The organism is Streptomyces sp. NPDC006332 (assembly GCF_040612855.1).
Lineage (GTDB): Bacteria > Actinomycetota > Actinomycetes > Streptomycetales > Streptomycetaceae > Streptomyces.
On sequence record NZ_JBEXRA010000004.1, the window covers coordinates 134,400 to 157,846 of the forward strand.

General features: G+C 69.5%; 18 protein-coding genes and 1 tRNA gene. 8 read left to right on the plus strand and 11 right to left on the minus strand.

What is annotated here, in order from left to right:
* Nucleotides 1-4: 4 nt before the first annotated feature.
* The 4 genes from efeB to ABZ027_RS05700 all read left to right on the plus strand — a co-directional run bounded on the left by efeB (nt 5) and on the right by ABZ027_RS05700 (nt 5,006).
* On the plus strand, nt 5-1,342 hold the full coding sequence (efeB, locus tag ABZ027_RS05685) for an iron uptake transporter deferrochelatase/peroxidase subunit (RefSeq protein ID WP_356764671.1): 1,338 nt from the start codon (nt 5-7) through the stop codon (nt 1,340-1,342).
* A 69-nt stretch (nt 1,343-1,411) separates the two neighbouring features.
* Nucleotides 1,412-2,344 carry a prephenate dehydratase gene (gene pheA / locus ABZ027_RS05690; RefSeq protein ID WP_356764673.1) on the plus strand — a complete coding sequence of 311 codons (933 nt, stop codon included), beginning with the start codon at nt 1,412-1,414 and terminating at the stop codon, nt 2,342-2,344.
* 572 nt (nt 2,345-2,916) lie between these two features.
* On the plus strand, nt 2,917-4,194 hold the full coding sequence (gene serS, locus ABZ027_RS05695; RefSeq protein WP_356764675.1) for a serine--tRNA ligase: 1,278 nt from the start codon (nt 2,917-2,919) through the stop codon (nt 4,192-4,194).
* The gene (locus ABZ027_RS05700) at nt 4,191-5,006 is read left to right on the plus strand and encodes an HAD family hydrolase (RefSeq protein ID WP_356764677.1); all 816 of its coding nucleotides are present in this window, start codon (nt 4,191-4,193) and stop codon (nt 5,004-5,006) included. The genes serS and ABZ027_RS05700 overlap by 4 nt, the downstream gene beginning before the upstream one ends.
* Before the next feature lie 39 nt (nt 5,007-5,045).
* Here ABZ027_RS05700 and ABZ027_RS05705 read toward each other — a convergent pair.
* From ABZ027_RS05705 to ABZ027_RS05730, 6 genes are all read right to left on the minus strand, one after another.
* Nucleotides 5,046-5,130: transfer RNA gene (locus ABZ027_RS05705), tRNA-Ser, on the minus strand.
* Nucleotides 5,131-5,399: 269 nt separating this feature from the next.
* Entirely contained in the window at nt 5,400-5,639 is a 240-nt protein-coding gene (locus ABZ027_RS05710; protein WP_356764679.1) for a hypothetical protein, read from the minus strand.
* Nucleotides 5,640-5,733: 94 nt separating this feature from the next.
* Complete coding sequence (locus tag ABZ027_RS05715) at nt 5,734-6,453, minus strand: ABC transporter permease (RefSeq protein WP_356764681.1); 720 nt, start codon at nt 6,451-6,453, stop codon at nt 5,734-5,736.
* Nucleotides 6,454-6,463: 10 nt separating this feature from the next.
* Nucleotides 6,464-7,375 carry an ABC transporter ATP-binding protein gene (locus ABZ027_RS05720; protein WP_356764683.1) on the minus strand — a complete coding sequence of 304 codons (912 nt, stop codon included), beginning with the start codon at nt 7,373-7,375 and terminating at the stop codon, nt 6,464-6,466.
* On the minus strand, nt 7,372-8,280 hold the full coding sequence (locus ABZ027_RS05725; RefSeq protein WP_356764685.1) for an ABC transporter permease: 909 nt from the start codon (nt 8,278-8,280) through the stop codon (nt 7,372-7,374). Before ABZ027_RS05725 ends, ABZ027_RS05720 begins: the two co-directional genes overlap by 4 nt.
* On the minus strand, nt 8,270-9,247 hold the full coding sequence (locus ABZ027_RS05730) for an ABC transporter ATP-binding protein (RefSeq protein ID WP_356764916.1): 978 nt from the start codon (nt 9,245-9,247) through the stop codon (nt 8,270-8,272). The genes ABZ027_RS05725 and ABZ027_RS05730 overlap by 11 nt, the downstream gene beginning before the upstream one ends.
* Nucleotides 9,248-9,623: 376 nt before the next feature.
* Here ABZ027_RS05730 and ABZ027_RS05735 point away from each other — a divergent pair, with 376 nt between their 5' ends.
* The 4 genes from ABZ027_RS05735 to ABZ027_RS05750 all read left to right on the plus strand — a co-directional run bounded on the left by ABZ027_RS05735 (nt 9,624) and on the right by ABZ027_RS05750 (nt 14,525).
* A complete protein-coding gene (locus ABZ027_RS05735; protein ID WP_356764687.1) occupies nt 9,624-11,408 on the plus strand; it encodes an SDR family oxidoreductase in 1,785 nt (594 codons plus the stop codon).
* A 575-nt stretch (nt 11,409-11,983) separates the two neighbouring features.
* The gene (locus tag ABZ027_RS05740; protein ID WP_356764689.1) at nt 11,984-12,553 is read left to right on the plus strand and encodes an RNA 2'-phosphotransferase; all 570 of its coding nucleotides are present in this window, start codon (nt 11,984-11,986) and stop codon (nt 12,551-12,553) included.
* A 110-nt stretch (nt 12,554-12,663) separates the two neighbouring features.
* Nucleotides 12,664-13,575: an LLM class flavin-dependent oxidoreductase gene (locus tag ABZ027_RS05745; RefSeq protein WP_356764691.1), complete on the plus strand. Its 912-nt coding sequence runs from the start codon at nt 12,664-12,666 to the stop codon at nt 13,573-13,575.
* A gap of 80 nt (nt 13,576-13,655) precedes the next feature.
* On the plus strand, nt 13,656-14,525 hold the full coding sequence (locus tag ABZ027_RS05750) for a Cof-type HAD-IIB family hydrolase (protein ID WP_356764693.1): 870 nt from the start codon (nt 13,656-13,658) through the stop codon (nt 14,523-14,525).
* Nucleotides 14,526-14,627: 102 nt separating this feature from the next.
* Here ABZ027_RS05750 and ABZ027_RS05755 read toward each other — a convergent pair whose 3' ends face one another.
* The 5 genes from ABZ027_RS05755 to hisC form a co-directional block, all read right to left on the minus strand.
* Complete coding sequence (locus ABZ027_RS05755) at nt 14,628-15,695, minus strand: peptidoglycan DD-metalloendopeptidase family protein (protein WP_356764695.1); 1,068 nt, start codon at nt 15,693-15,695, stop codon at nt 14,628-14,630.
* Nucleotides 15,696-15,949: 254 nt separating this feature from the next.
* The gene (cydD, locus tag ABZ027_RS05760; RefSeq protein ID WP_356764697.1) at nt 15,950-19,441 is read right to left on the minus strand and encodes a thiol reductant ABC exporter subunit CydD; all 3,492 of its coding nucleotides are present in this window, start codon (nt 19,439-19,441) and stop codon (nt 15,950-15,952) included.
* 90 nt (nt 19,442-19,531) lie between these two features.
* A complete protein-coding gene (gene cydB, locus ABZ027_RS05765; protein WP_356764699.1) occupies nt 19,532-20,539 on the minus strand; it encodes a cytochrome d ubiquinol oxidase subunit II in 1,008 nt (335 codons plus the stop codon).
* A gap of 20 nt (nt 20,540-20,559) precedes the next feature.
* The gene (locus ABZ027_RS05770; RefSeq protein ID WP_356764701.1) at nt 20,560-22,068 is read right to left on the minus strand and encodes a cytochrome ubiquinol oxidase subunit I; all 1,509 of its coding nucleotides are present in this window, start codon (nt 22,066-22,068) and stop codon (nt 20,560-20,562) included.
* 183 nt (nt 22,069-22,251) lie between these two features.
* Nucleotides 22,252-23,331: a histidinol-phosphate transaminase gene (gene hisC, locus ABZ027_RS05775; RefSeq protein ID WP_356764703.1), complete on the minus strand. Its 1,080-nt coding sequence runs from the start codon at nt 23,329-23,331 to the stop codon at nt 22,252-22,254.
* Between the last annotated feature and the right edge of the window lie 116 nt (nt 23,332-23,447).

Here is a 23,447-nt window from a genome sequence, read left to right on the forward strand (position 1 = left end):
CGACATGTCTGACCAGTCCATTCCCCAGGCCCGTGACCGGGCCCGTACCAAGGCCGGTGCTCAAGCCCCTGCTCAGGCCGGTGCGCCCGCGCCGGAGGAGGCGGCCTCCGAGCCGGCCGCGCCCTCGGCGGCCGGCGTCACGCGGCGGAAGCTGCTCGGGACCGCCGGTGCCACCGGGCTCGTCCTCGGTGCGGTCGGCGGGGCCGTGGGGTACACCGCCAGGCCCGCCGGGGCCACGCCGCTGGCCTCCCTGGGCAGCGGCCAGGCGATGTTTCACGGGAAACATCAGCCCGGGATCACTCAGGGCCTGCAGGCCCGCGGTCATCTCGTCGCCTTCGACCTGGCGGCGGGCGCGGGCCGCAAGGAGGCCGCCGCGCTGCTGCGCCGCTGGTCACGAACGGCCGAGCGGCTGATGGCGGGCGAGCCCGCGCTCCAGGACGACACGGACGTGGCCCGGGACGCCGGTCCATCCTCCCTGACGATCACCTTCGGCTTCGGCCACAGCTTCTTCGGTCGGACGGGACTGGAGAAGCAGCGACCGGTCTCCCTGGACCCGCTGCCCGACTTCTCCTCGGACCACCTCGACAAGAAGCGCAGCGACGGCGACCTGTGGGTGCAGATCGGCGCCGACGACGCCCTGGTCGCGTTCCACGCCCTGCGCGCCGTCCAGAAGGACGCCGGCAGCGCGGCCCGGCTCCGCTGGCAGATGAACGGCTTCAACCGCTCGCCCGGCGCCACCTCGCACCCCATGACGGCCCGCAACCTGATGGGTCAGATGGACGGGACCCGCAATCCGAAGCCCGCCGAGCCCGACTTCGACCAGCGGATCTTCGTGCCCGAGTCCGGCACGCCCACCTGGATGGCGAACGGCTCCTACGCCGTCGTACGCCGGATCCGCATGCTCCTGGACGACTGGGAGAAGCTCTCGGTCCGGGCCCAGGAGCACGTGATCGGGCGCCGCAAGTCCGACGGGTCGGCACTGTCCGGAGGCACCGAGACGACCGCGATGGACCTGGAGAAGACCGACGCCCAGGGCAACCTGGTCGTCCCGATCAACGCGCACGCCCGCATCACGCGCCCCGACCAGAACGGCGGCGCCGCGATGCTGCGCCGACCCTTCTCGTACCACGACGGCTTCGACGCGGACGGAGCCCCCGACGCGGGCCTCCTCTTCATCTGCTGGCAGGCCGACCCGGTGCGCGGCTTCGTCCCGGTCCAGCGCAAGCTCGACCGCGGGGACGCCCTGTCGCAGTTCATCCGCCACGAGGCCAGCGGCCTGTTCGCGGTGCCCGGCGGGGCAGCCCGGGGGGAATACGTGGGACAGCGGCTCCTGGAGGGGTGAGGTCACCCCTGAGAGGGGCAGGGCCAGAAAGGTTACGCCGGGTTTCACAAGGCCCATTAGGGTGAGGTCATGCCAGCGAGCTATGCGTATCTCGGTCCTGAGGGCACCTTCACCGAAGTCGCCCTGCGCACTCTTCCGGAAGCGGCGACGCGGGAACTGATCCCGTACGTGTCCGTGCAGTCGGCGCTCGACGCGGTCCGCGGCGGTGAGGCCGAGGCCGCGTTCGTGCCGATCGAGAACTCCGTCGAGGGCGGAATCACCACGACGCTCGACGAACTGGTCGCGGGCGCGCCGCTGATGATCTACCGCGAGGTGCTGCTGTCGATCACCTTCGCGCTGCTGGTCCGGCCCGGCACCGAGTTGTCGGACATCAAGACGGTCTCCGCGCACCCGGCCGCCCAGCCCCAGGTACGCAACTGGCTCAAGAAGAATCTCCCGGACGCCCAGTGGGAGTCGGCCGCGTCGAACGCGGACGCCGCCCGCCTCGTCCAGGAGGGCCAGTACGACGCCGCCTTCGCGGGCGAGTTCGCGGCCGCCCGATACGGCCTGACGGCCCTGGAGAGCGGGATCCACGACGCGGAGAACGCCCAGACCCGGTTCGTGCTGGTCGGCCGCCCCGCCCGGCCCGCCGCGCCGACCGGCGCCGACAAGACGTCCGTCGTGCTGTGGCAACGCGACGACCACCCCGGCGGTCTGCGCGACCTGCTCGGCGAGTTCGCGACCCGCGGCATCAACCTGATGCTGCTGCAGTCCCGGCCCACCGGCGCCGGCATCGGCAACTACTGCTTCTGCGTCGACGCCGAGGGGCACATCTCCGACCGCCGGGTCGCCGAGGCTCTGATGGGGCTCAAGCGGATCTGCCTCCAGGTGCGGTTCCTCGGGTCGTACCCGCGTGCGGACGCCGAGGTGGCGGACGTGCGGCAGCCGTACATCGGCACCTCCGACGAGGAGTTCGTCGCGGCGGCGGACTGGGTGGCGCGCTGTCAGGACGGGCGTTTCTAGGGCGTTTCCGGGAGGTTTCTGGGACGTTTCTGGGATGGTTCCAATCGCTCCTACCTGCATATTTTAGTTATCCACAGGAGTTATCCACAGGCCAGCTTCTCGACCTGGGGACAAGTCGACAACGAAGTGGTATCTAGTCGACAAATCGCCCTGTGGCGCCCAAGTTCGTCCACACTCCCGTAGGTCACCCTTCGCCCACCCGTTTCCTTTACTCCCCCCTCTGGGGTGCCCATTTCCACCCGAAAGTGGGCGTGAAGGTGGTTTGACTCGGGAATCCTTCGCCCCGGGAGCCCCTTTCGGAATGATCACTTCCGGCATCCACAGATCTTTCTCACACCCTGTGGATAACTTTTCGGAGCTGTGGATCCTTGTGGATGAACGCATCCCCAAGTTCCGCTCCACACAAGGGAATCGAGTCAACCCGACGCCTGCCGCCTCCTTCGTCCCAGGGAGCGAGACGCCTTTTATTGACACGATCGGCAATTCGCTCATAACGGAACGTAAGCGGTGATTCGGCGCGCCTCGGAATAGTGAGTCGTGAGCCGTCACCCGGCACCGGTAGCCTTGAGCGCGTGATTGACCTTCGCCTGCTCCGTGAGGACCCCGACCGTGCGCGCGCCTCCCAGCGTGCCCGTGGAGAGGACGTCGCGCTCGTCGACTCCCTCCTGTCCGCCGACGAGCGGCGCAGGTCGTCCGGCGTCCGCTTCGACGAGCTGCGTGCCGAGCAGAAGGCGCTCGGCAAGCTCATCCCTAGGGCCACCCCGGACGAGAAGGCGGAGCTGCTGAAGAAGGCGAGCCAGCTCGCCGCCGACGTCAAGGCCGCCGACGCCGAGCGCGACACGGCCGACGCCGAGACCCAGGAGCTGCTCCTGCGACTCAGCAACCTCGTGCACCCCGAGGTGCCGGTGGGCGGCGAGGAGGACTTCGTCACGCTGGAGACGCACGGCACCATCCGTGACTTCGGCGCGGAGGGCTTCGACCCCAAGGACCACCTGGAACTCGGCCACATCCTCGGCGCGATCGACGTCGAGCGCGGTGCCAAGGTGTCCGGCTCGCGTTTCTACTTCCTGACGGGTGTCGGCGCGCTCCTCGAACTCGCGCTCGTGAACGCGGCGATCGGGCAGGCCACGGCGGCCGGCTTCACGCCGATGCTGACGCCCGCGCTGGTCCGCCCGCAGTCGATGGCCGGCACCGGCTTCCTCGGCCAGGCGGCCCAGGACGTCTACCACCTCGACAAGGACGACCTCTACCTGGTCGGCACCTCCGAGGTCCCGCTCGCCGCGTACCACATGGACGAGATCATCGACGCCGACCGGCTCCCGCTGCGGTACGCGGGCTTCTCGCCCTGCTTCCGCCGTGAGGCCGGCTCGCACGGCAAGGACACCCGGGGCATCTTCCGCGTGCACCAGTTCGACAAGGTCGAAATGTTCTCGTACGTCGACCCGGCGGACTCGCAGGCCGAGCATCAGCGCCTGCTGGAGTGGGAGAAGCAGTGGCTGACGTCCCTGGAGCTGCCGTTCCGGGTCATCGACGTCGCCTCCGCCGACCTCGGCTCCTCGGCCGCCCGCAAGTTCGACTGCGAGGCGTGGATCCCGACCCAGGGCAAGTACCGAGAGCTGACCTCGACCTCGGACTGCACCGAGTTCCAGTCCCGTCGGCTGTCCATCCGGGTCCGTGACGGCAAGCAGGTCAAGCCGCTGGCGACGCTCAACGGCACGCTGTGCGCCGTACCGCGCACGATCGTGGCGATCCTGGAGAACCACCAGCAGGCCGACGGTTCCGTGCGGGTGCCGGAGGTGCTGCGTCCGTACCTGGGCGGCCGTGAGGTCCTGGAGCCGGTCGCCAAGTGAGTACGTCGGCTGCCGAGAGTTTTCCCTACCGCCTGATCGCGACCGACCTCGACGGAACGCTGCTGCGTTCCGACGACTCGGTCGCGCCCCGCACCCGTGAGGCACTCGCCGCGGCCACCGCGGCGGGCGCCGCGCACATCGTCGTCACGGGCCGCGGGGTCCCGTGGACCCGGCACATCCTCGACGACCTCGGCTACGACGGCCTCGCGGTCTGCGGCCAGGGCGCACAGGTGTACCACGCCGGTGAGCACCGCCTGCTGACCTCTGTGACCCTGGACCGGCAGCTGGCAGGCGTGGCGCTGGCGAAGATCGAGGCGGAGGTCGGTCCGCTGTATCTCGCGGCGAGCCGTGACGGGCTGGACGGCGAGGTGCTGGTGGGACCCGGGTATTCGGTCACCGGCAGGCTTCCCGCGACACCGTTCACGGACGCGTCCGACCTGTGGACCGCCCCCCTGAACAAGATCTACATTCAGCATCCGTCGCTCACGGACGACCAGCTCGCGGAGGCCTCCCGCCAGGCCGCGGGCGGCTTCGTGACGGTCGCGATGGCCGGTGAGGGCATCGTCGAGCTTCTCCCCCTCGGCCTCTCCAAGGCGACGGGGCTGTCCCTGGCGGCCCGCCGCCTGGGGATGAAGGCGGCGGACACGATCGCCTTCGGTGACATGCCCAACGACATCCCGATGTTCGCCTGGTCCTCGTACGGCGTGGCCATGGCCAACGCCCACGAGGAACTCAAGGCGGTCGCGAACGAGGTGACGTCCTCCCACGACGAGGACGGGATCGCGGTGGTGCTGGAGCGGTTGCTGGGCTGAACGGAGGTGCTCCCGCCGGGCGGAAGCACCTCGGTCGTGCGGAGGATGCACGAATCGAACGTGCGCGGGGTCACCCCCGACCATGGCTTAGCAAGCCAGTGCCTTACCACTCGGCCAATCCTCCGGGTGGGCGGCCTCACGCGAAGTGGGATCCGCGTGCTCGAAGCGGCCGCCCCGGGCAGCTCCCCGTACGGGGCGGACTCGACGGAGGGGTAACTACTCCGGAGTCCGCCACGGGCTGCCCTGGTGGGAGCTGGACGTACTGCCGTGCATGGACATCGTCCTGCTCCTCCCCGGTGTGTGGCGCCGGCTCGATCCCGGCGTCCTGGACATAACCACTGTGCCGGTACGCCGAGTTCGGCGCCACTGATTAACGGGTGGCCCCGAACTCCCTCACCGGCGGCGCCACCTGCGCCGGCGCTTGCTGAAGAACCATCCCGCGGGCGGCTCGTCGGAACGCCAGGGCTGCGGCTCGGGCTTCTCGGTACGCCAGCGCGCGGCGAGCATCCGCGCCCGCGCGGACGGTTCGGACGTCTCGGCGGACCGTATGAAGTCCTCGTCCAGGACGAGATCGTCCCAGATCTCGTCCCCGTCCCGTCCGCGGTCGTCGTACCCCTGCGTCTCGCCTGCCATCCCCGTCCTCCTGGCCCTGTACCGCCCCCGTTTGTCCCCCGTTCGCACAGTGTGCCCGGACAGAGGTGAAGCCGATGTCAACACTGCGGAGCGCCTACTCCTCGCCCGCGAGCGTCAGCGACCGGAGCTTCTGCCCCGCGTACCAGGTCGCGGCCACGGTGACGACGACCAGTAGAACGGTCGCCGTCGTCAGTCCGACGTCCGAGGTCACCAGGTCCCCGCCGGCGACCTTGTGGGCCACCGCCAGCGACCACTGCTGGACGCTGAGCGTGCGAGCCCCGGCCACCAGGGAGCCGAACAGGGCCTCCCAGACCAGCGCGTAGACCAGTCCGAACACCACGGCGTGCCGCGACACGGTGCCGAGCAGCAGGAAGAGCGCCGCGTAGGCGATGGAGGCGACCAGAGCGGCCACCGTGTAGGCGACGGCGATCTGTTGGCCGTTGCCGTTGAGGATGAAGCCCGCGATCAGGGTGGGCACCGCCGAGAACACCATCGTCACGGCTATCGCGACGATGAGCTTGGTGAAGATGATCGTCGGCCGTTTGATCGGCTTGGACAACAGGTAGACCACGGAGCCGTCGTCGATCTCGGGTCCGATCGCCCCGGTGCCCGCGATCACTCCGATGATCGGCACCATGGTGGCGAGCGCGAGCCCGCCGAGCAGGTCGGACGCGGTCTGGTCGTCGGCGCCCGCCAGGGCGCGCACCACGACCGACAGGACGATGAGCAGCAGCGGCAGGGCGCCCAGGATGAGGGCCCGGCGCCGGCCGAGCAGGGCCCGATAGGTGAGTCGGGCGACTGTGGGGTCGTACATCTTGGGCCTCCTACGCCGCGACGAGATACGAGAAGACGGACTCGAGGGACTCGTCGGACGGCGAGACCGCGAGCAGCCGGATGCCGTGGTCCCTCGCGACCCTCGGCAGCAGGGCCGTGAACCGGCCGAAGTCGACGGCCTGGATACGCAACGCGCCCTCGGCGAGGTCGACTTCGATGCCGGAGGTCGACGGGTCGGAGATCAGCGCGGCCGCGAGGGCCCGGTCGTCACTGGAGCGCACCAGGTAGCGGTGCGGGCGGTCGGTCATCAGGCGGCGGATCTTGCGGAAGTCACCGCTGGCCGCGTGCCGACCGGCGACCACGACCTCGATGTGCCAGGCCAACTGCTCGACCTCTTCGAGGATGTGGGACGAGAACAGCACCGTGCGGCCCTCGTCGCCCATGCGCCGCAGCAGGTCCATGAGCTGCATGCGCTGACGCGGGTCCATGCCGTTGAAGGGCTCGTCCAGCAGGAGCAGCGACGGGTCGTGGACGAGGGCGCTCGCCATCTTCACGCGCTGCCGCATGCCCTTGGAGTACGTCGAGATCTTGCGGTCCTGCGCGTACTCCATCTCGACCGTGGCCAGCGCCTTCTGGGCGGCCTTGGCGCCCAGGCCGTGCAACTCCGCGTTGGCGACGACGAATTCGCGTCCCGTGAGGAAGTCGTACATGGCCTCGCGCTCGGGGACGATACCGATGTGCTGGTAGATCGCCTCGTTGCGCCACACCTGCTGTCCGTCGAGGGTGACGGTGCCGGTGGAAGGGGCCAGAAAGCCGCCCATCATGTTGATGAGGGTGGACTTGCCGGCGCCGTTGGGGCCGAGGAGACCTGTGACACCGGGTCCGACGGTCATGGTGATGTCGTTGACGGCGACCACGTTGCCGAACCAGCGCGAGACGTGGTCGATGTTGAGCGTGGTCACAGTCCGACCTTTCGGTAGCGACGCAGCAGGAGGCCGTAGCAGGCGGCGATCATGCCGAGGGTGGCGAGGACGTAGATCACGCCCTCCCCGTTCGTCGGGCCAACTCCTCCGGGGAACGCGGAACTGGCGCCCAGGAACGCGGACTGCACTCCGTCGATGAGCGTGATGGGCGAGAAGAGGCCCATCCAGGCGATGGATCCGGTGCTGTTCTGCGCCTGGGCGATGGCCTGGAGCGTGGAGACGGCGCCGTAGGAGATGGTCAGGACCGCGATCACGGCCGCGATCCCGAAGCCGCGGCGGGGAGTGACCGACGCGATGACCAGGCCGAGGCCGGCGAACAGGAGCGAGAGCAGTGCCACGGAGACCAGTCCCTGAGCGAATCCCTCGGTCTGGTCCGCGAAGTCGAGTTTGGCCAGCAGGGCGCCCACATAAAGCACCAGCAGCGGGGCGGCGGTGAGGACGAACAGCGCCGAGGCCAGCGCCGCGAACTTCGCGCGCACGTAGTCGGCGGTCTCGATGGGCCTCGAGAAGTACAGCGGTACGGTCTTGAAGCGCAGGTCCCGCGAGACGGACTGGGGTGCCTGCGAGGCGACGTACAGGCTGATGACGGCCTGCATGACGATCGCGTAGCGCGTGTAGTCGAGGGGCAGTTCCTTGGCCTTCGTGGCGACCGCGACGGCCACCATGATGGCCGCGGGCACGCACATCACCACGAACAGCAGCATCGGCAGCACCTTGGACTTGACCGAGCGGCCGAGGCCGTAGGCGCCGCGCAGGGACTGCGAGTAGAGGGAGCGGCGGGCGTAGGCGCGGCCGAGGCGCGGGCCGTCGTAGGCGCGGTAGCCGATGTTGTGGATGCGGGTCTGGTCACCTGAGGGTGTTGCTACGGGGTGCTCAGTTGCCATGGCCGACCGCCTCCTTCCGCTCCGTGTCACGCTGTTCGTCGCTGTCCGTGAAGACTTCCGATATGTGGTGCCGACGCTGTTCCATGCGCACCAGGCCGAGGCCGAGGTCGGCGACCACGTCGCGGATCAGGTCGTATGTCTCCTCGCCCTGTGCGGTGAGCAGCAGCACATGGCCGGCGCCGGGCAGGCCACCGCCGCTGTCGACGACCTCGACCCCGCGTGCGTGGAGCGCCTCGCGCACCGCGCGGGTGCCGTCGGGGTGCTCGTCGGTGTCGGTGACCTCGATCGCGAGGGTCGTGGTGGTCTGCGTGAAGTCGGTGGTGGAGCTGGAGCGCAGAAGCTTGCCGCCGTCGACGACGACCACGTGGTCGCAGGTGCGTTCCAGCTCGCCCAGCAGGTGGGAGGTGACCAGGACCGAGATGCCGAAGTCGGTGTGGATGCGGCGGATGAGGCCGAGCATCTCGTCCCGGCCGACGGGGTCGAGGCCGTTGGTCGGCTCGTCCAGGAAGACCAGCTGCGGGTCGTGGACCAGGGCCTGCGCGAGTTTCACGCGCTGTTTCATGCCGGTGGAGTAGCCGCCGATGGGGCGGTAGCGCTCCTCGTACAGGCCGACGTGGCGCAGCGTGTCCGCGGTGCGCTCGCGCGCGGCGGTCGGCGGCAGGCCGGACATGCGCGCCATGTGGACGACGAACTCGGTGGCCGAGACGTCCGGCGGCAGGCAGTCGTGTTCCGGCATGTAGCCGACCCGCTCGCGGATGTCGGCGCCTTTGGTGGCGACATCGAGGCCGAGCACCTTGGCGCGGCCCTCGGTGGCGGGGGACAGACCCAGCAGGATCTTGATCAGTGTGGACTTGCCGGCTCCGTTGGCTCCGACGAGTCCGGTCACACCGGGCCCGACGTCCACGGAGAGCCGGTCAAGCGCGGTCACCCGGGGGAACCGCTTGCTCAGGCTTTCGGTCGCGATCACAGTCACGTCTTCGACCCTAGTGACGCGGGCCACGCCGGTCGTCACTCCGCAGAGCTGTCTTCGTATCAACCTGGAGTCGTACGGGGCCCTAGGGGTCACGCTGAGGTCGCCTATCCCGGGGCCGGGTTGTCCACATCCGCCCGGTTGTCCACAGCCCCGGGGAGGGCCTATTGACCGGGCCTTCGACGACTGTCACATTCGCCGGTGTCAGGTTACGGGCACGTACCGCATCGACGTGCGGCCGAGGTGGACGGGTGGGGCGGTGGCATGACTACGGCGGGCCTGCCTTTCGCCTGGTCCGGGGACCGCACGGTCCGCGTCGGGTCCGCGCGAGCTCGTTCGAGCGTGGGAGACCGGGGCACTGGGCGGAGGACATGTGACGGGCCTTTCGCAGGCGGGATCGACCGGGGCGCACGGCGCGCGCGAGCACCGGGTACGGACCGGCGGGGTCGAGTTGTGCGTCGCCGAGCTGGGGGACCGCTCGGCGCCGACGGTCGTCCTGGTGCACGGCTATCCGGACAGCAAGGAGGTGTGGTCCGAAGTCGCGCCCCGGCTCGCCGAGCGCTTCCACGTCGTGCTCTACGACGTCCGCGGACACGGCCGGTCCACTGCCCCGAAGCCGCTGCGCGGTGGGTTCACGCTGGAGAAGCTGACGGACGACTTCCTGGCCGTCGCGGACGCGGTGAGCCCGGACCGGCCGGTGCACCTGGTGGGGCACGACTGGGGCTCGGTGCAGTCCTGGGAGTTCGTCACGGTCGAACGAGCCAAGGGCCGGATCGCCTCGTTCACCTCGATGTCCGGCCCCTCCCTCGACCACTTCGGCCACTGGATCAACGAGCGCCTCACGCGCCCCACTCCGCGCCGGGTCGGCCAGCTGCTCGGCCAGGGCGCCAAGTCCTGGTACGTGTACCTTCTGCACACGCCCGGGCTGCCGGAGCTGGCCTGGCGCGGCCCGCTCGGCAAGCGCTGGCCCCGCATCCTGGAGCGCGTCGAGAAGGTCCCCGGCGGCGGCTACCCGACCCCGTCGCTGCCGGTGGACGCGGTGCACGGGGCATGGCTGTACCGCGACAACGTCCGCGCCCGGTTGCGCCGTCCGCGCCCGGACGCCTACGCGCACGCCCCCGTGCAGCTCATCACGCCCCTGGGAGACGCGTTCCTGTCGGAGCGGCTCTACGACGAACTGGAGCGGTGGGCTCCGCAGTTGACCCGTCGGGTGCTGCCGGCGAAGCACTGGATCCCTCGTACCCGTCCCGACCAACTGACGGCCTGGATCACCGAGTTCGTGACGTCGGTGGAACGCGGAGGACCGACTGCCAGAAAGGCGATGGGCGCGTACGCCGAGCGATTCGGTGGGCAACTCGTCCTGGTCACCGGCGCGGGCAGCGGCATCGGGCGAGCCACCGCGCTCGCGTTCGCCGAGTCCGGCGCGCGCGTGCTGGCTGTCGACCGGGACGCGGAGGCAGCGCTCCGGACCGCCGAGTTGTCCCGGCTGCTCGGCGCCTCCGAGGCCTGGGCGGAGACGGTCGACGTCTCGGACGAGCAGGCCATGGAGGAACTCGCCGCGAAGGTCGCCGCCGAGTACGGCGTGGTGGACGTCCTGGTGAACAACGCCGGTATCGGCCTGTCCGGCTCCTTCTTCGACACCACCTCCGAGGACTGGAGGAAGGTTCTCGACGTCAACCTGTGGGGCGTGATCCACGGCTGCCGGCTCTTCGGCAGGCAGATGGCCGAGCGCGGGCAGGGCGGACACATCGTCAACACCGCGTCGGCGGCGGCGTACTTGCCCTCCAAAGTGCTGCCCGCCTACAGCACTTCCAAGGCGGCGGTGCTGATGCTCAGCGAGTGCCTGCGCGCGGAACTGGCCGGCCAGGGCATCGGGGTGAGCGCGATCTGCCCCGGCATCGTCAACACCAACATCACCTCCACCGCGCGGTTCGCGGGCGTGGACGCCGCCGAGGAGAAGCGGCGCCAGCAGCGTGCCGCGCGTCTGTACGGGCGGCGCAACTACCCGCCGGAGAAGGTCGCCGATGCGATCCTGCGGGCGGTGGTGCGCAACGAGGCGGTGGTCCCGGTGACGCCAGAAGCCCGGGGAGGCCGCCTCATGTCCCGCTTCATGCCGGGGGTGTTGAGGGCTGTCGCACGGGTGGATCCGCCGCTGTGAGGCACCGTGATCGGGGGTCCACTGCAGGGAGTTGAGGGGCCAGGTCTCACACGTCGCCTCCCGCGCACTGGAGTTCACCATCGAGGACGTTTCGGCTGCGTTGTGGCAGGCCACACCTTCCGACCTGCGGACGCGGCCGTGACGGCCTCACTCTTACGACGACTGCGCCCCTCTCGCAGCAGGCGGTGGACATCGAACTCGCCTGGATTACATGCCTGTTCGTGGTGCTGCACCTGTGGTGCACCAGGAGCGGAAGCAGCCCCGCCACCTGAGGATCGGACGAGTTTCCTGACGATGCCGAGGGAGCCAATCCGGGCCATAGAGGCGCTGGTTGGCGCGGAGCGCGCCACTGATGTCATGCGGCTGACCGCCGAACAAGAGGTGCGGGCCCCGGCCTTGGACCTGATCGCTCCAAGCCACCGCCCGTTAGTTGACCTTGACGAAGCCGCCTTGCTTCAAGGCCAGTTGTCCACAGAATCGCCAATTCCCCTGTGGATAACCACACTTGGCTGTGGATCAAACATCGGGAGCAAAATCATTCGCGTGATTCAGATCTCTCCCGGCACGCTCGTGGGATGAACAAGAACGAGAAGGAGAGGATCGAGAGACGGACCGTGAAGGTGTCCAAGTACCTCTCGAAGCACCTTCGGCACCAGCCGGAACGGATCGGGCTCGTCCTCGACGAGGGCGGATGGGTCGAGATCGACGAACTGATCGCCGCGGCCACGGCGCACGGTTTCCCGTTCGGCCGGGACGAGCTGGACCACGTGGTCGCCGCCAACGACAAGCAGCGCTTCGCGGTGGACGGCACCCGGATCCGCGCCAGCCAGGGTCACAGCATCGACATCGACCTCGGGCTGGCACCGGCGATCCCGCCGCCGTTTCTCTACCACGGGACGACGAACCGCCCTCTGGACGCGATCCGTAGGGAGGGACTGCGGCCCATGAACCGGCACGACGTGCATCTCTCGCCCGACCGGGAGACCGCGACCCGCGTCGGAGCCCGCCGCGGCCGACCCGTCGTGCTGTCGGTGGACGCGGGCGCCATGCACCGGGACGGCCTTGCCTTCCAGGTCAGCGCCAACGGAGTGTGGCTGACGAAGGCCGTGCCCCCGCAGTACCTGCGGTTTCCCGAGCCGCACTGACGGCTCGCGCGCAGTCGATGATCAAGCCCGCCCCTTGGCTCAGCGAACGCGCGCGATGACCGTGTGTGACCGTTTTATGTGGAACTCGCTCGTCCGCATACGCTCGAACCATGAGTCTGCGTCTGAGCACCGTGATCCTTCCGTACCGTCGTTGGCACGAGGGCGGCCGTTCGGCATGGCAGCGCGCTGAGCAGCTCGGCTTCCACACCGCCTACACCTACGACCACCTGTCCTGGCGCAGTTTCCGCGACGGGCCCTGGTTCGGTGCCGTCCCGACGCTGACCGCCGCCGCGGGTGCCACCGACACTCTGCGCCTCGGAACGCTCGTGACCTCGCCGAACTTCCGGCACCCGGTGACCCTCGCCAAGGAGCTGATCTCCCTGGACGACATCTCCGACGGGCGAGTCACGCTCGGTATCGGCGCGGGCGGCACCGGCTTCGACGCCACGGTGCTCGGACAGGAACCGTGGACCCCGCGGGAGCGAGCCGATCGCTTTGCCGAGTTCGTGTCGCTCCTCGACCGGCTGCTGACCGAGGACGGCCCCAAGGGAGTGTCGTACGAGGGCGACCACTACTCGGCGCACGAGGCGCGCAACATCCCCGGCTGCCTCCAGCGCCCCCGGCTGCCGTTCGCGGTGGCCGCGACCGGGCCGCGTGGACTCGAGCTCGCCGCTCGGTACGGGCAGGCCTGGGTGACCACCGGCGACCCCAAGCTGTACGAGAACGGCACTCCTGAGCAGTCGGTTCAGGCCCTTCGTGGGCAGACGGAGAAGCTGGCCGACGCGTGTGCCGCGGTCGGGCGGGACGTGCGCGAGCTGGACAGGGTCCTGCTGACCGGCTTCACCCCGGACCGCGACCGTCCACTCCAGTCCCTCGACGCGTTCGTGGACTTCGCAGGCCGGCACCAGGATCTGGGGTTCACCGAGATCGTGATCCACTGGCCCATCTCCGAATCGGACTTCGCCGTCGACGAGAAGGTCTTCGAGCAGATCGCCATGGAAGCGCCCGCCCAGTTGCGGTGACGGTGCAGGTGAGAGGCGGTGGCTTCGATCCTGTGCGGTCTCCGCACGGACGTGCGGGTGATCTGCTGGAGAATGGCCTGGTGACCTCAGCGACTCGACAGCCCGAAACCCCGGCCGCCGCCGTTCCGCCGCGACTGATCGCCACCGATCTGGACGGCACCCTGCTGCGCGACGACAAGTCGGTCTCGCCGCGCACCGTCGCGGCCCTCGCCGCCGCCGAGGAGGCGGGCATCGAGGTCTTCTTCGTCACCGGCCGCCCGGCCCGCTGGATGGATGTCGTCAGCGACCATGTCCACGGCCACGGCCTGGCGATCTGCGGCAATGGCGCGGCCGTGGTCGATCTGCACGGCGGCCCGGGTGCCCACCGGTTCGTGAAGGTGCGGGAGCTGCCCCGGAAGAACGCGCTGGCCGCCGTACGGCTGCTGCGCGAGGCGGCGCCCGGCACGGTGTGCGCGGTGGAGCAGACGTACGGCTTCTACCAGGAGCCCGACTATCCGAAGCTTCACATGGAGATTCCCGACTTCCTCGCACCGGCCGAGGAGTTGTTGGCGCCGGACGCCCCCGGTGCCGACGAACCCGTCCTCAAGATCCTCGCGTACCACCCCACCGTCGACCCGGACGCCTTTCTCACCCTCGCCCGCCTCGCCATCGGTGAGCGCGCGAACGTGACCCGCTCCAGCCCCAGCGCCCTGCTGGAGATCAGCGGCCCCGAGGTCTCCAAGGCCAGCACGCTCGCCCTGTGCTGCGCCGAGCGCGGGATCTCACACGAGGAAGTCGTCGCCTTCGGGGACATGCCGAACGACGTCGAGATGCTCACGTGGGCGGGCCGGTCGTACGCGATGGGCAACGCACACCCGGATGTGATCGCTGCGGCCTCCGGACGGACCGTCGCCAACAACGACGACGGGGTGGCCGTCGTGATCGAGCGGCTGCTGGCGGAGCGAGGATAGAGCGGACGCAGAGCCGGAGACGGTCGGGCGCCCACACTGGGCCCCACCAGGAACTCACCGGCCCCCATCAGGCCCCGATTGACCCCGGAGCCCGTGCGGCCCTCATCCCACCGGTACGCCTCGCGCCGACAACCACGGCACCGGATCCACCGCCGACCCCATCTCCGGCGTGACCCGCACCTCGAAGTGCAGATGCGGGCCGCTGGAGTTGCCGGTCGTGCCCGACTGTCCGATCCACCGGCCGGGGCTCACCTGATCGCCCTGGTCGACAGTGACGGCGGCGAGATGGGCGTACTGGGTGTAGTAGCCGCCCGCGTGCTTGACGACCACCTCGATGCCGAAGGCGCCGCCGCACGACACCTTCACCACGCGCCCGGCGCCCACCGCCCGGACGGGCGTGCCGATCGGCACCGCGAAGTCCTGCCCGGTGTGCCGTCTGGCCCACCGGGCACCACCACTGCCGAAACCGGCGGACAGCTGGTACGACTCCACCGGGGCGACCCACGCGCTCGTGACGGCCGCCGACGGCTGGTCCAGCCGGACAGCCCCGCGGCAGGAACCCGCCGCGACGGAGGCGTCGGCCTGCCCCTGCAACTGCCACCGCGCCTGCTCCAGCTTCCGCTCGATGTCCTTCTTCAGGTCGGCGAGTTCGGAGCTCCGCCGCTCAAGGTCCTGCCAGGCAGCCGCCGCTTTCTGCTCGTCCGCGGTCAGTCGGCTCTCGGCCCGGCGGCTCTTGTCGATCGCGTTGTCGACCGTGAGCTGCGACTGGGAGAAGACGTGCTGACCGCGCATCAGGTCGTCGGGGCTGTCGGCCAGGATGATCTGCGCTGCCAGCGGCATCCCACCGCCACTGCGGTACTGGGCCCGTGCGATCCGTCCCAGGTCCTCATGGAGCACGGCGATCTCCCGCCGCTCACGCTCGAGAAGGGCCTCGGCCCGCTGCACCTGCACCCGTCTAGTGTCGGCCTCGCGGCGGCCCGCCTCGTACCGCTGGGTGGCGAGGGCCGCGTCCTCGTAGAGCTGGGCCACCTGCGCGCTGAGCCCCAACGCCGCGGCATCCTGCCCACCCTCCCCTTCGCCGTCGGCGGCGTAGATGGGACGGGCCGCCAGCACCGCGAACGCGCACAGCAGCGCCGGAACGAGCAGCGGATGACGACGAGGTGAGCGCATATCAGCGATCGTGTCCCGGCAACGGGAGCGCGTCCTGTTCAAGTCCTGCGGCCGGGGGACCGGTTGCGGCAGATGGCTCAGTGCGGAGCCTGCCACACCGCCCGTCGTGCCCCGTCCTTGCGCCCGTCGTGCCTCGTCCTTGTGCCCGTTCGTCATTGTGACGGTTCGTCATTGTGACGGTTCGTCGAACCGAATCGGCTGTCCCTCGCACACCGGCCTTGCCGGCAGATGGCATCCCGCCGACGGGTCTGCTCCTACCGCGCTCCCACCAGGCGGTCCGCCGCCGCCTCCCGCTCCGCCATCCCCCGCAACGGACCATGCGCCGCCGCCAGTTCCGCGTAGGCCCCCCGCTGCACCACACGCCCCTCCTCCAGCACGATCACCTCGTCGACGGCCGTCAGGCCGGCCAGCCGGTGGGTGATGAGCAGGGTCGTCCGGCCCTCAGTGGCGGCCAGCAAGTCGGAGGTGAGCGCGTCGGCCGTCGGCAGGTCAAGATGCTCGGCGGGCTCGTCGAGCACGAGGACGGGGAAGTCGGCCAGCAGCGCCCGGGCCAGCGCCAACCGCTGCCGCTGGCCGCCCGACAGCCGTGCTCCGTGCTCGCCGATCAGCGTGTCCAGACCGTCGGGCAGAGCGTCGGCCCAGTCGAGCAGCCGAACCCGACGCAGCGCTTCCCGGACTTCGTCCTCGCCGGCGTCCTTCCTGGCGAGCAGGAGGTTCTCGCGCACCGAGCTGTCGAAGAGGTGCGCGTCCTGCGCGCACAGGCCGACGAGCCGCCGTACGTCGTCACCGTCCAGCGCGTAGGCGTCCACGCCGCCCAGGGTGTACGAGCCCGCCTGGGCGTCCAGGAACCGCAGCAGCACCTGTGCGAGCGTCGTCTTGCCGCACCCGGACGGCCCGACCACGGCGATCCGGCGTCCCTCCTCCAGAGCGAGGTCGACTCCGGCGAGAGCGTCCCGGTCCTGCCCGGCGTGCCGGGCGGTCAGGCCCTTCACGACGACAGGGAATGGGGACGCGGGTGCCTGCCGGGGGCGCTCCGGCTCCCGTACCGGCTCGGGCGCGTCCAGCACCTCGTACACACGCTCAGCGCTCTTGCGCACCCGCTGGCGGTACTGCACGGCGAGCGGCAGCCCGAGGACCGCCTCGAAGGCGGCCAGCGGGGTCAGGACGACGACCGCCATGGCCACGCCGCCCAACCGCCCGTCGGCGACCGCCTGGGCGCCCACGAGCGCGCTCGCGACGACGGTCAGGCCGGAGATCAGCGCGGTGAGTCCGTCACCGAGCGCGGTGGCGGCGGCCATGCGCGAGGCGATCCGGGTGAGCGTCCCGTCGGCCCGTCGCGCCTCGGTGGTCCGCCCGGGCAGCGCACCGGCGACGGTCAGCTCGGCCGTCCCGCTGAGCAGGTCGGTCACCCGGGTGGCCAGGGTTCCCCTCGCGGGGGCCAGCCTGCGCTCGGCCCGTCGCGCGACGGCACCGGTGACCAGCGGGACACCCGCCCCGGCGGCCAGCAGTCCGACGGCGAGAGCGGCCCCGGCCTCCGGCAGCAGCCAGGCGGTGAAGCCGACGGACGCGGCGGACACCACGACGGCGGCACCGGCGGGCAGCAACCAGCGCAACCAGTAGTCCTGCAAGGCGTCCACGTCAGTGACGAGCCGGGACAGCAGGTCGCCTCGCCGGGTGCGCCGCAGTCCGGCGGGCGCCAGCCGCTCCAGACGCCGGTACACGCTGACGCGGGTGTCGGCCAGCATGCGCAGCACGGCGTCGTGCGACACGAGACGCTCGGCGTAGCGGAAGACCGCCCGTCCGATCCCGAAGGCCCGCGTCCCCGTCACGGCCACCATCAGATACAGCACCGGCGGCTGCTGTGAGGCCCGCGAGATGAGCCACCCGGAGGTGGCCATGAGGCCCACGGCGCTACCGAGCGCGAGACTGCCCAGCATCAGGGCGAGAGCGAACTGTCCGCGCCGGGCGCCGGACAGGGCGCGCACGCGGGCGAGGACGCCTTGAGCCTGGCAGACCGGCACGACAGTCTCGGGCCCTACCGCAGCGGCAATGGCTCCCGTCTCGGTCGAAGCCGCCTCGGGCGTCCGGGCCGCGCCCTGCACCTGAACGGGGGAACGAGGCTCCGTCAGCCGTACCACCCGGTCCGCCACCCTGAGCAGCGCCGGCCGGTGGACCACCAGCAGCACGGTCCGTCCCTCGGACAGTCGCCGCACCGCCTCCACGACCTCGGCCTCTGTCGCCCCGTCGAGTGCCGCCGTCGGTTCGTCGAGCAGCAGCACCGGCCGGTCGGCGAGAAACGCGCGGGCCAGGGCGAGGCGTTGCCGCTGGCCTGCGGACAGCCCGGCCCCGTCCTCGCCCAGCGCCGTGTCGGCGCCCAGCGGCAACGCGTCGACGAACTCCAGGGCACCGGCGTCGGCCAGGGCACGCCGTACGGCGGTGTCATCGGCGTCCGGACGAGCGAGGCGCACGTTCTCGCCGATCGTCCCGGCGAACAGGTGCGGTCGCTGTGGCACCCATGTGATCCGTGAGTGCCATTGCCCCAGATCGGCCTCGGCGAGATCCACTCCCCCGATCAGGACCCGGCCCTCGCTGGGCCGCACAAACCCCAGCAGCACGTTGAGCAGCGTCGACTTGCCCGCACCGCTCGGCCCGACGAGCGCGACGGTCTCCCCGGGCTCGACGGCGAAGGTCACGTCCGTCACCGCGTCCGCCGACCTGTCGGCATACCGGACGGTGACCCCTTCGAAGGTCAGGGCACCCGCCGGCACGGCGCCGCGGCCCGAGGTCGGCACCGGCGTCTCGAGCACCGAGAAGATCTCCTCAGCGGCGGCCAGCCCCTCAGCCGCCGCGTGATACTGCGCTCCCACCTGCCGCAGCGGCAGATACGCCTCGGGCGCGAGCACCAGGATGACCAGGCCGATGTACAGGTCCATGTCCCCGTGCACGAGCCGCATGCCGATGGTCACGGCGACCAGGGCCACGGACAGCGTCGACAGCAACTCCAGCGCGAAGGAAGAGAGGAAGGCGATCCGCAGCGTCCGCATGGTCGCCTGCCGGTACTCCCCGGTGATGCGCCGGATGGAATCCGCCTGCGCCTTGGCCCGCCCGAACACCTTCAGAGTCGGCAGGCCGGCCACCACGTCCAGGAAGTGTCCGGACAGCCGGGACAGCAGCCGCCACTGACGATCCATTCGGGACTGTGTGGCCCAGCCGATCAGCACCATGAAGACCGGAATGAGTGGCAGGGTCCCGACGATGATGGCGGCGGACACCCAGTCTTCGGTGACGATCCGCAGCAGCACCGCCACCGGCACGACCACCGCCAGGCCCAACTGCGGCAGATAGCGGGAGAAGTAGTCGTCGAGGGCGTCGACCCCCCGCGTGGCGAGCGCGACCAGTGATCCAGTCCGTTGTCCGCTCAGCCACCCGGGCCCCAGTGAGACAGCGCGCTCCAGCAGCCGCCCCCGCAGCTCCGACTTCACTGCCGCACTCGCACGGTGCGCGGCGAGTTCGGTGAGCCAGGAGACCAGGGCACGACCGGCCGCGACGGCCACCAACAGCAGCAGGGGGGTGCGGAGGCCGGCGACGGACATGCCGTGCTGGAAAGCTCCCACTACCACTTCGGCGATGAGCATCGCCTGCGCGATGACCAGTCCCGCACCGACGGCACCCAGGCCGACGACCGCCGCCAGAAAGAGCCGAGTGGTGCGGGCGTACCGGATCAGACGCGGATCGATCGGTTTCACGTGAAACATGCCCTTCGGTCCAGGGGGTGCCGTCCACCGTGTTTCACATGAAACAACAGGTAACCACGGCGCCCGCACCCCCGGTCGGACTCAGTGAGCGGTGTCGGCGGCGATGTGCTGCGTGCCGATCCGCTTGCGGAACACCCAGTAGGTCCAGCCCTGATAGAGCATGACGATCGGCGTGGCGATCGCCGCACACCACGTCATGATCTTCAGGGTGTACGGGCTGGACGAGGCGTTCGTGACCGTGAGGTTCCAGTCCTCATTGAGCGAGGACGGCATGACGTTCGGGAAGAGCGTCAGGAACAGCATCGCCACGGCGGCCACGATGGTGACACCGGACAGCGCGAACGACCATCCCTCACGCCCGGCCTGGTTGGCCACGAGGGCGGCGACCAGTGCGCCGACCGCCACGACGAGGGCGACCAGACTCTTGCCGTCCCCGCCGTCGATCTGCGTCCACAGCAGGAAGAGCAGCGCCAGGACCGCCGCGACCAGACCGATCACCGACGCCATCTTCCGCGCCCGCACCCGGATGTCCCCGACGGTCTTGAGTGCTGTGAACACCGCGCCGTGGAAGGTGAACAGCGTCAGGGTCACCAGCCCACCGAGCAGCGCGTACGGGTTGAGCAGGTCCCAGACGGTGCCGACGTAGTCGAAGTTCCGGTCGATCTTGACGCCCCGCACGATGTTGCCGAAGGCCACACCCCACAGAAAAGCCGGGATCAGTGACGTCCAGAAGATCGCTGTCTCCCAGTTGCGCTGCCAGTTCTCCTCGGGCCGCTTCACCCGGTACTCGAAGGCGACGCCCCGGACGATCAGACAGACCAGGATCAGCAGGAGTGGGAGGTAGAACCCGGAGAAGAGCGTGGCGTACCACTCGGGGAAGGCGGCGAAGGTCGCACCGCCGGCCGTCAGCAGCCACACCTCGTTACCGTCCCAGACAGGGCCGATGGTGTTGATCAGCACCCGCTTCTCGGTCCGGTCGCGGGCAAGCAGCTTGGTGAGGACACCAACCCCGAAGTCGAAGCCCTCCAGGAAGAAGTAGCCGGTCCACAGGACGGCGATGAGTACGAACCAGACGTCGTGAAGTTCCATGGCTGTGCAGCTCCCTCGGCCTAGTAGGAGAAGGCCATCGGCTTGTCGGCGTCCTGGGAGTCGCCGCCGATCTTCGTGGGCGGGTTGAGGTCAGCCTCGGTGAGTTCGGGCGGGCCGGCCTTCACGTACTTCACCAGCAGCTTGACCTCGACGACGGCGAGGATGGCGTAGAGGCTGGTGAAGACGATCATCGAGGTGAGGACCTCACCCTGGGAGACACCGGGGGAGACCGCGTCCCGGGTCTGCAGGACGCCGTAGACGACCCACGGCTGGCGGCCCATCTCGGTGAAGATCCAGCCCCAGGAGTTGGCGATCAGCGGGAAGGCCAGGGTCCAGATCGCTATGCGCCAGTACCACGTGGTGAGCTTCGGGCCGAGCGCCTTCTTCCCGAGGAGGACAAGATGCGGGACCTCGTCGTCGCCGACCCTGAGGTGCTGCGGCAACAGGAACTTCTTGCGGGTCAGCCAGAGTCCGGCCAGCCCGATGGCGAAGGACGCCATACCGAAGCCGATCATCCAGCGGAAGCCCCAGTAGGCGACCGGGATGTTGGGCCGGTAGTCACCGGGACCGAACTTCTCCTGCTCGGACTTGTTGACGTCGTTGATCCCCGGCACGTACGAGCTGAAGTCGTCGTTCGCGAGGAAGGACAGCAGGCCCGGGATCTCTACGGCGACCTTGTTGTGGCCGGCGTCGACGTCGCCGTAGGCGAAGACGGAGAAGGGTGCGGGTGCCTCGCCGTCCCACAGCGCCTCGGCGGCGGCCATCTTCATCGGCTGCTGCTCGAACATGATCTTCCCGAGCACGTCCCCACTGACCGCGGTGAGCAGGCCGCCGATGGCGACGGTCACCAGGCCGAGGCGCAACGAGGTCTTCATCTCGCGGATGTGCTTCTTGCGCAGCAGATGGAAGGCGGAGATGCCGACCATGAAGGCGCCGCCGGTGAGGAAGGCCGCGGAGAGGGTGTGGAAGGCCTGGGCGAGCGCGGTGTTCTGGGTCAGTACCTGCCAGAAGTCGGTGAGCTCGGCTCGTCCCTTCGCCTCGTTGATCCGGTAGCCGACCGGGTGTTGCATCCAGGAGTTGGCCGCCAGGATGAAGTACGCCGACAGGATCGTGCCGATCGAGACCATCCAGATGCACGCCAGATGGATCCTCTTGGGCAGCTTGTCCCAGCCGAAGATCCACAGGCCGATGAAGGTGGACTCGAAGAAGAAGGCGATCAAGGCCTCGAAGGCGAGCGGGGCGCCGAAGACGTCGCCGACGAAGCGTGAGTAGTCGGACCAGTTCATGCCGAACTGGAACTCCTGCACGATGCCGGTGACCACACCCATCGCGATGTTGATCAGAAAGAGCTTGCCCCAGAACTTGGTGGCCCTGAGGTACTTCTCCTTCTCCGTGCGCACCCACGCGGTCTGCAGTCCGGCCGTCAGAGCGGCCAGCGAGATCGTCAGCGGGACGAAAAGGAAGTGGTAGACGGTGGTGATCCCGAACTGCCAACGCGCCAGGGTCTCCGGCGCCAGAGCCAGTTCCACGTCGTCACTCTCCTTACGTCGCCGAGGTACAGCGGCCCTTTGTCCCGTTTGTTACACACATCACTCGACCAATCGGGACAGCTTTGTGAATGCGTTCACATTCACAAGCAATTATGACGCACGGACTTTTGATACTCGAAGGGGGGTCCCCCCTCGCGGGAAACCCCCCTGTCGCAGGCCTGGCTAGAGCTCCTTGCGGAACCCTTCCGCCGCCTTGAGGAAGATGTCGTTCGCCTCGGTCTCGCCGACCGTGACCCGCACGCCCTCGCCCGCGAACGGCCGGACCATCACCCCCGACTGCTCGCACACCTGCGCGAACTCGACCGTGCGTTCCCCCAGCCGCAGCCACACGAAGTTGGCCTGGGTCTCCGGCACCGTCCAGCCCTGGGCCCGCAACGCATCGACCACGCGGGTGCGCTCGCACACCAGCGAGCCCACCCGGCCGAGCAGTTCGTCCTCGGCCCGCAGCGAGGCGATCGCGGCGTCCTGCGCGATCCGGCTCACGCCGAAGGGCACCGCGGTCTTGCGGAGCGCCGCCGCCACCGGCTCATGGGCGATCGCGAAGCCGACACGCAGGCCGGCGAGGCCGTACGCCTTGGAGAACGTGCGCAGAACGCAGACGTTCGGCCGCCGGCGGTACAACTCCACGCCGTCCGGCACCTCGGTGTCGCGGATGAACTCGCGGTACGCCTCGTCCAGCACGACCAGCACATCACCGGGCACCCGATCGAGGAACCGTTCCAGCTCGGCCCGCCGTACGACCGTGCCCGTGGGGTTGTTGGGGTTGCAGACGAAGATCAGCCGTGTCCGCTCGGTGATCGCGTCCGCCATGGCGTCCAGGTCGTGCACATCGCCCGACGTCAGCGGCACCTGCACCGGCGTGGCCCCACTGATCCGCGTGATGATCGGGTAGGCCTCGAAGGACCGCCAGGCGTAGATCACCTCGTCGCCGGGCCCCGCGGTCGCCTGGATCAGCTGTTGCGCGACCCCGACCGAGCCGGTACCGGTGGCCAGGTCGGACAGGGGAACGGCGAAGCGCTCGGAGAGTTCGTTCATCAGGCCCGTGCAGGCCATGTCCGGGTAGCGGTTGAACGACGAGACGGCGGCCGCCACGGTTTCCAGCACGCCGGGCAGGGGCGGATACGGGTTCTCGTTGGAGGACAACTTGTAGGCGACCGGGCCGCCGGCCGCGGCGGGCTTGCCCGGCACATAGGTGGGGATACCCTCCAGCTCGGCACGCAGCTTGGGGCTCGTCTCGCTCACCACAGTCCTCCTCGTGACCACCGGCGGACGTCAGCACCACCGGCTTCCCATGCTCCTCACCTTATGAGGATTCGGGTCCGCTGCGTACAGGTGCGCGGCGACCTCGTCCGCCGACG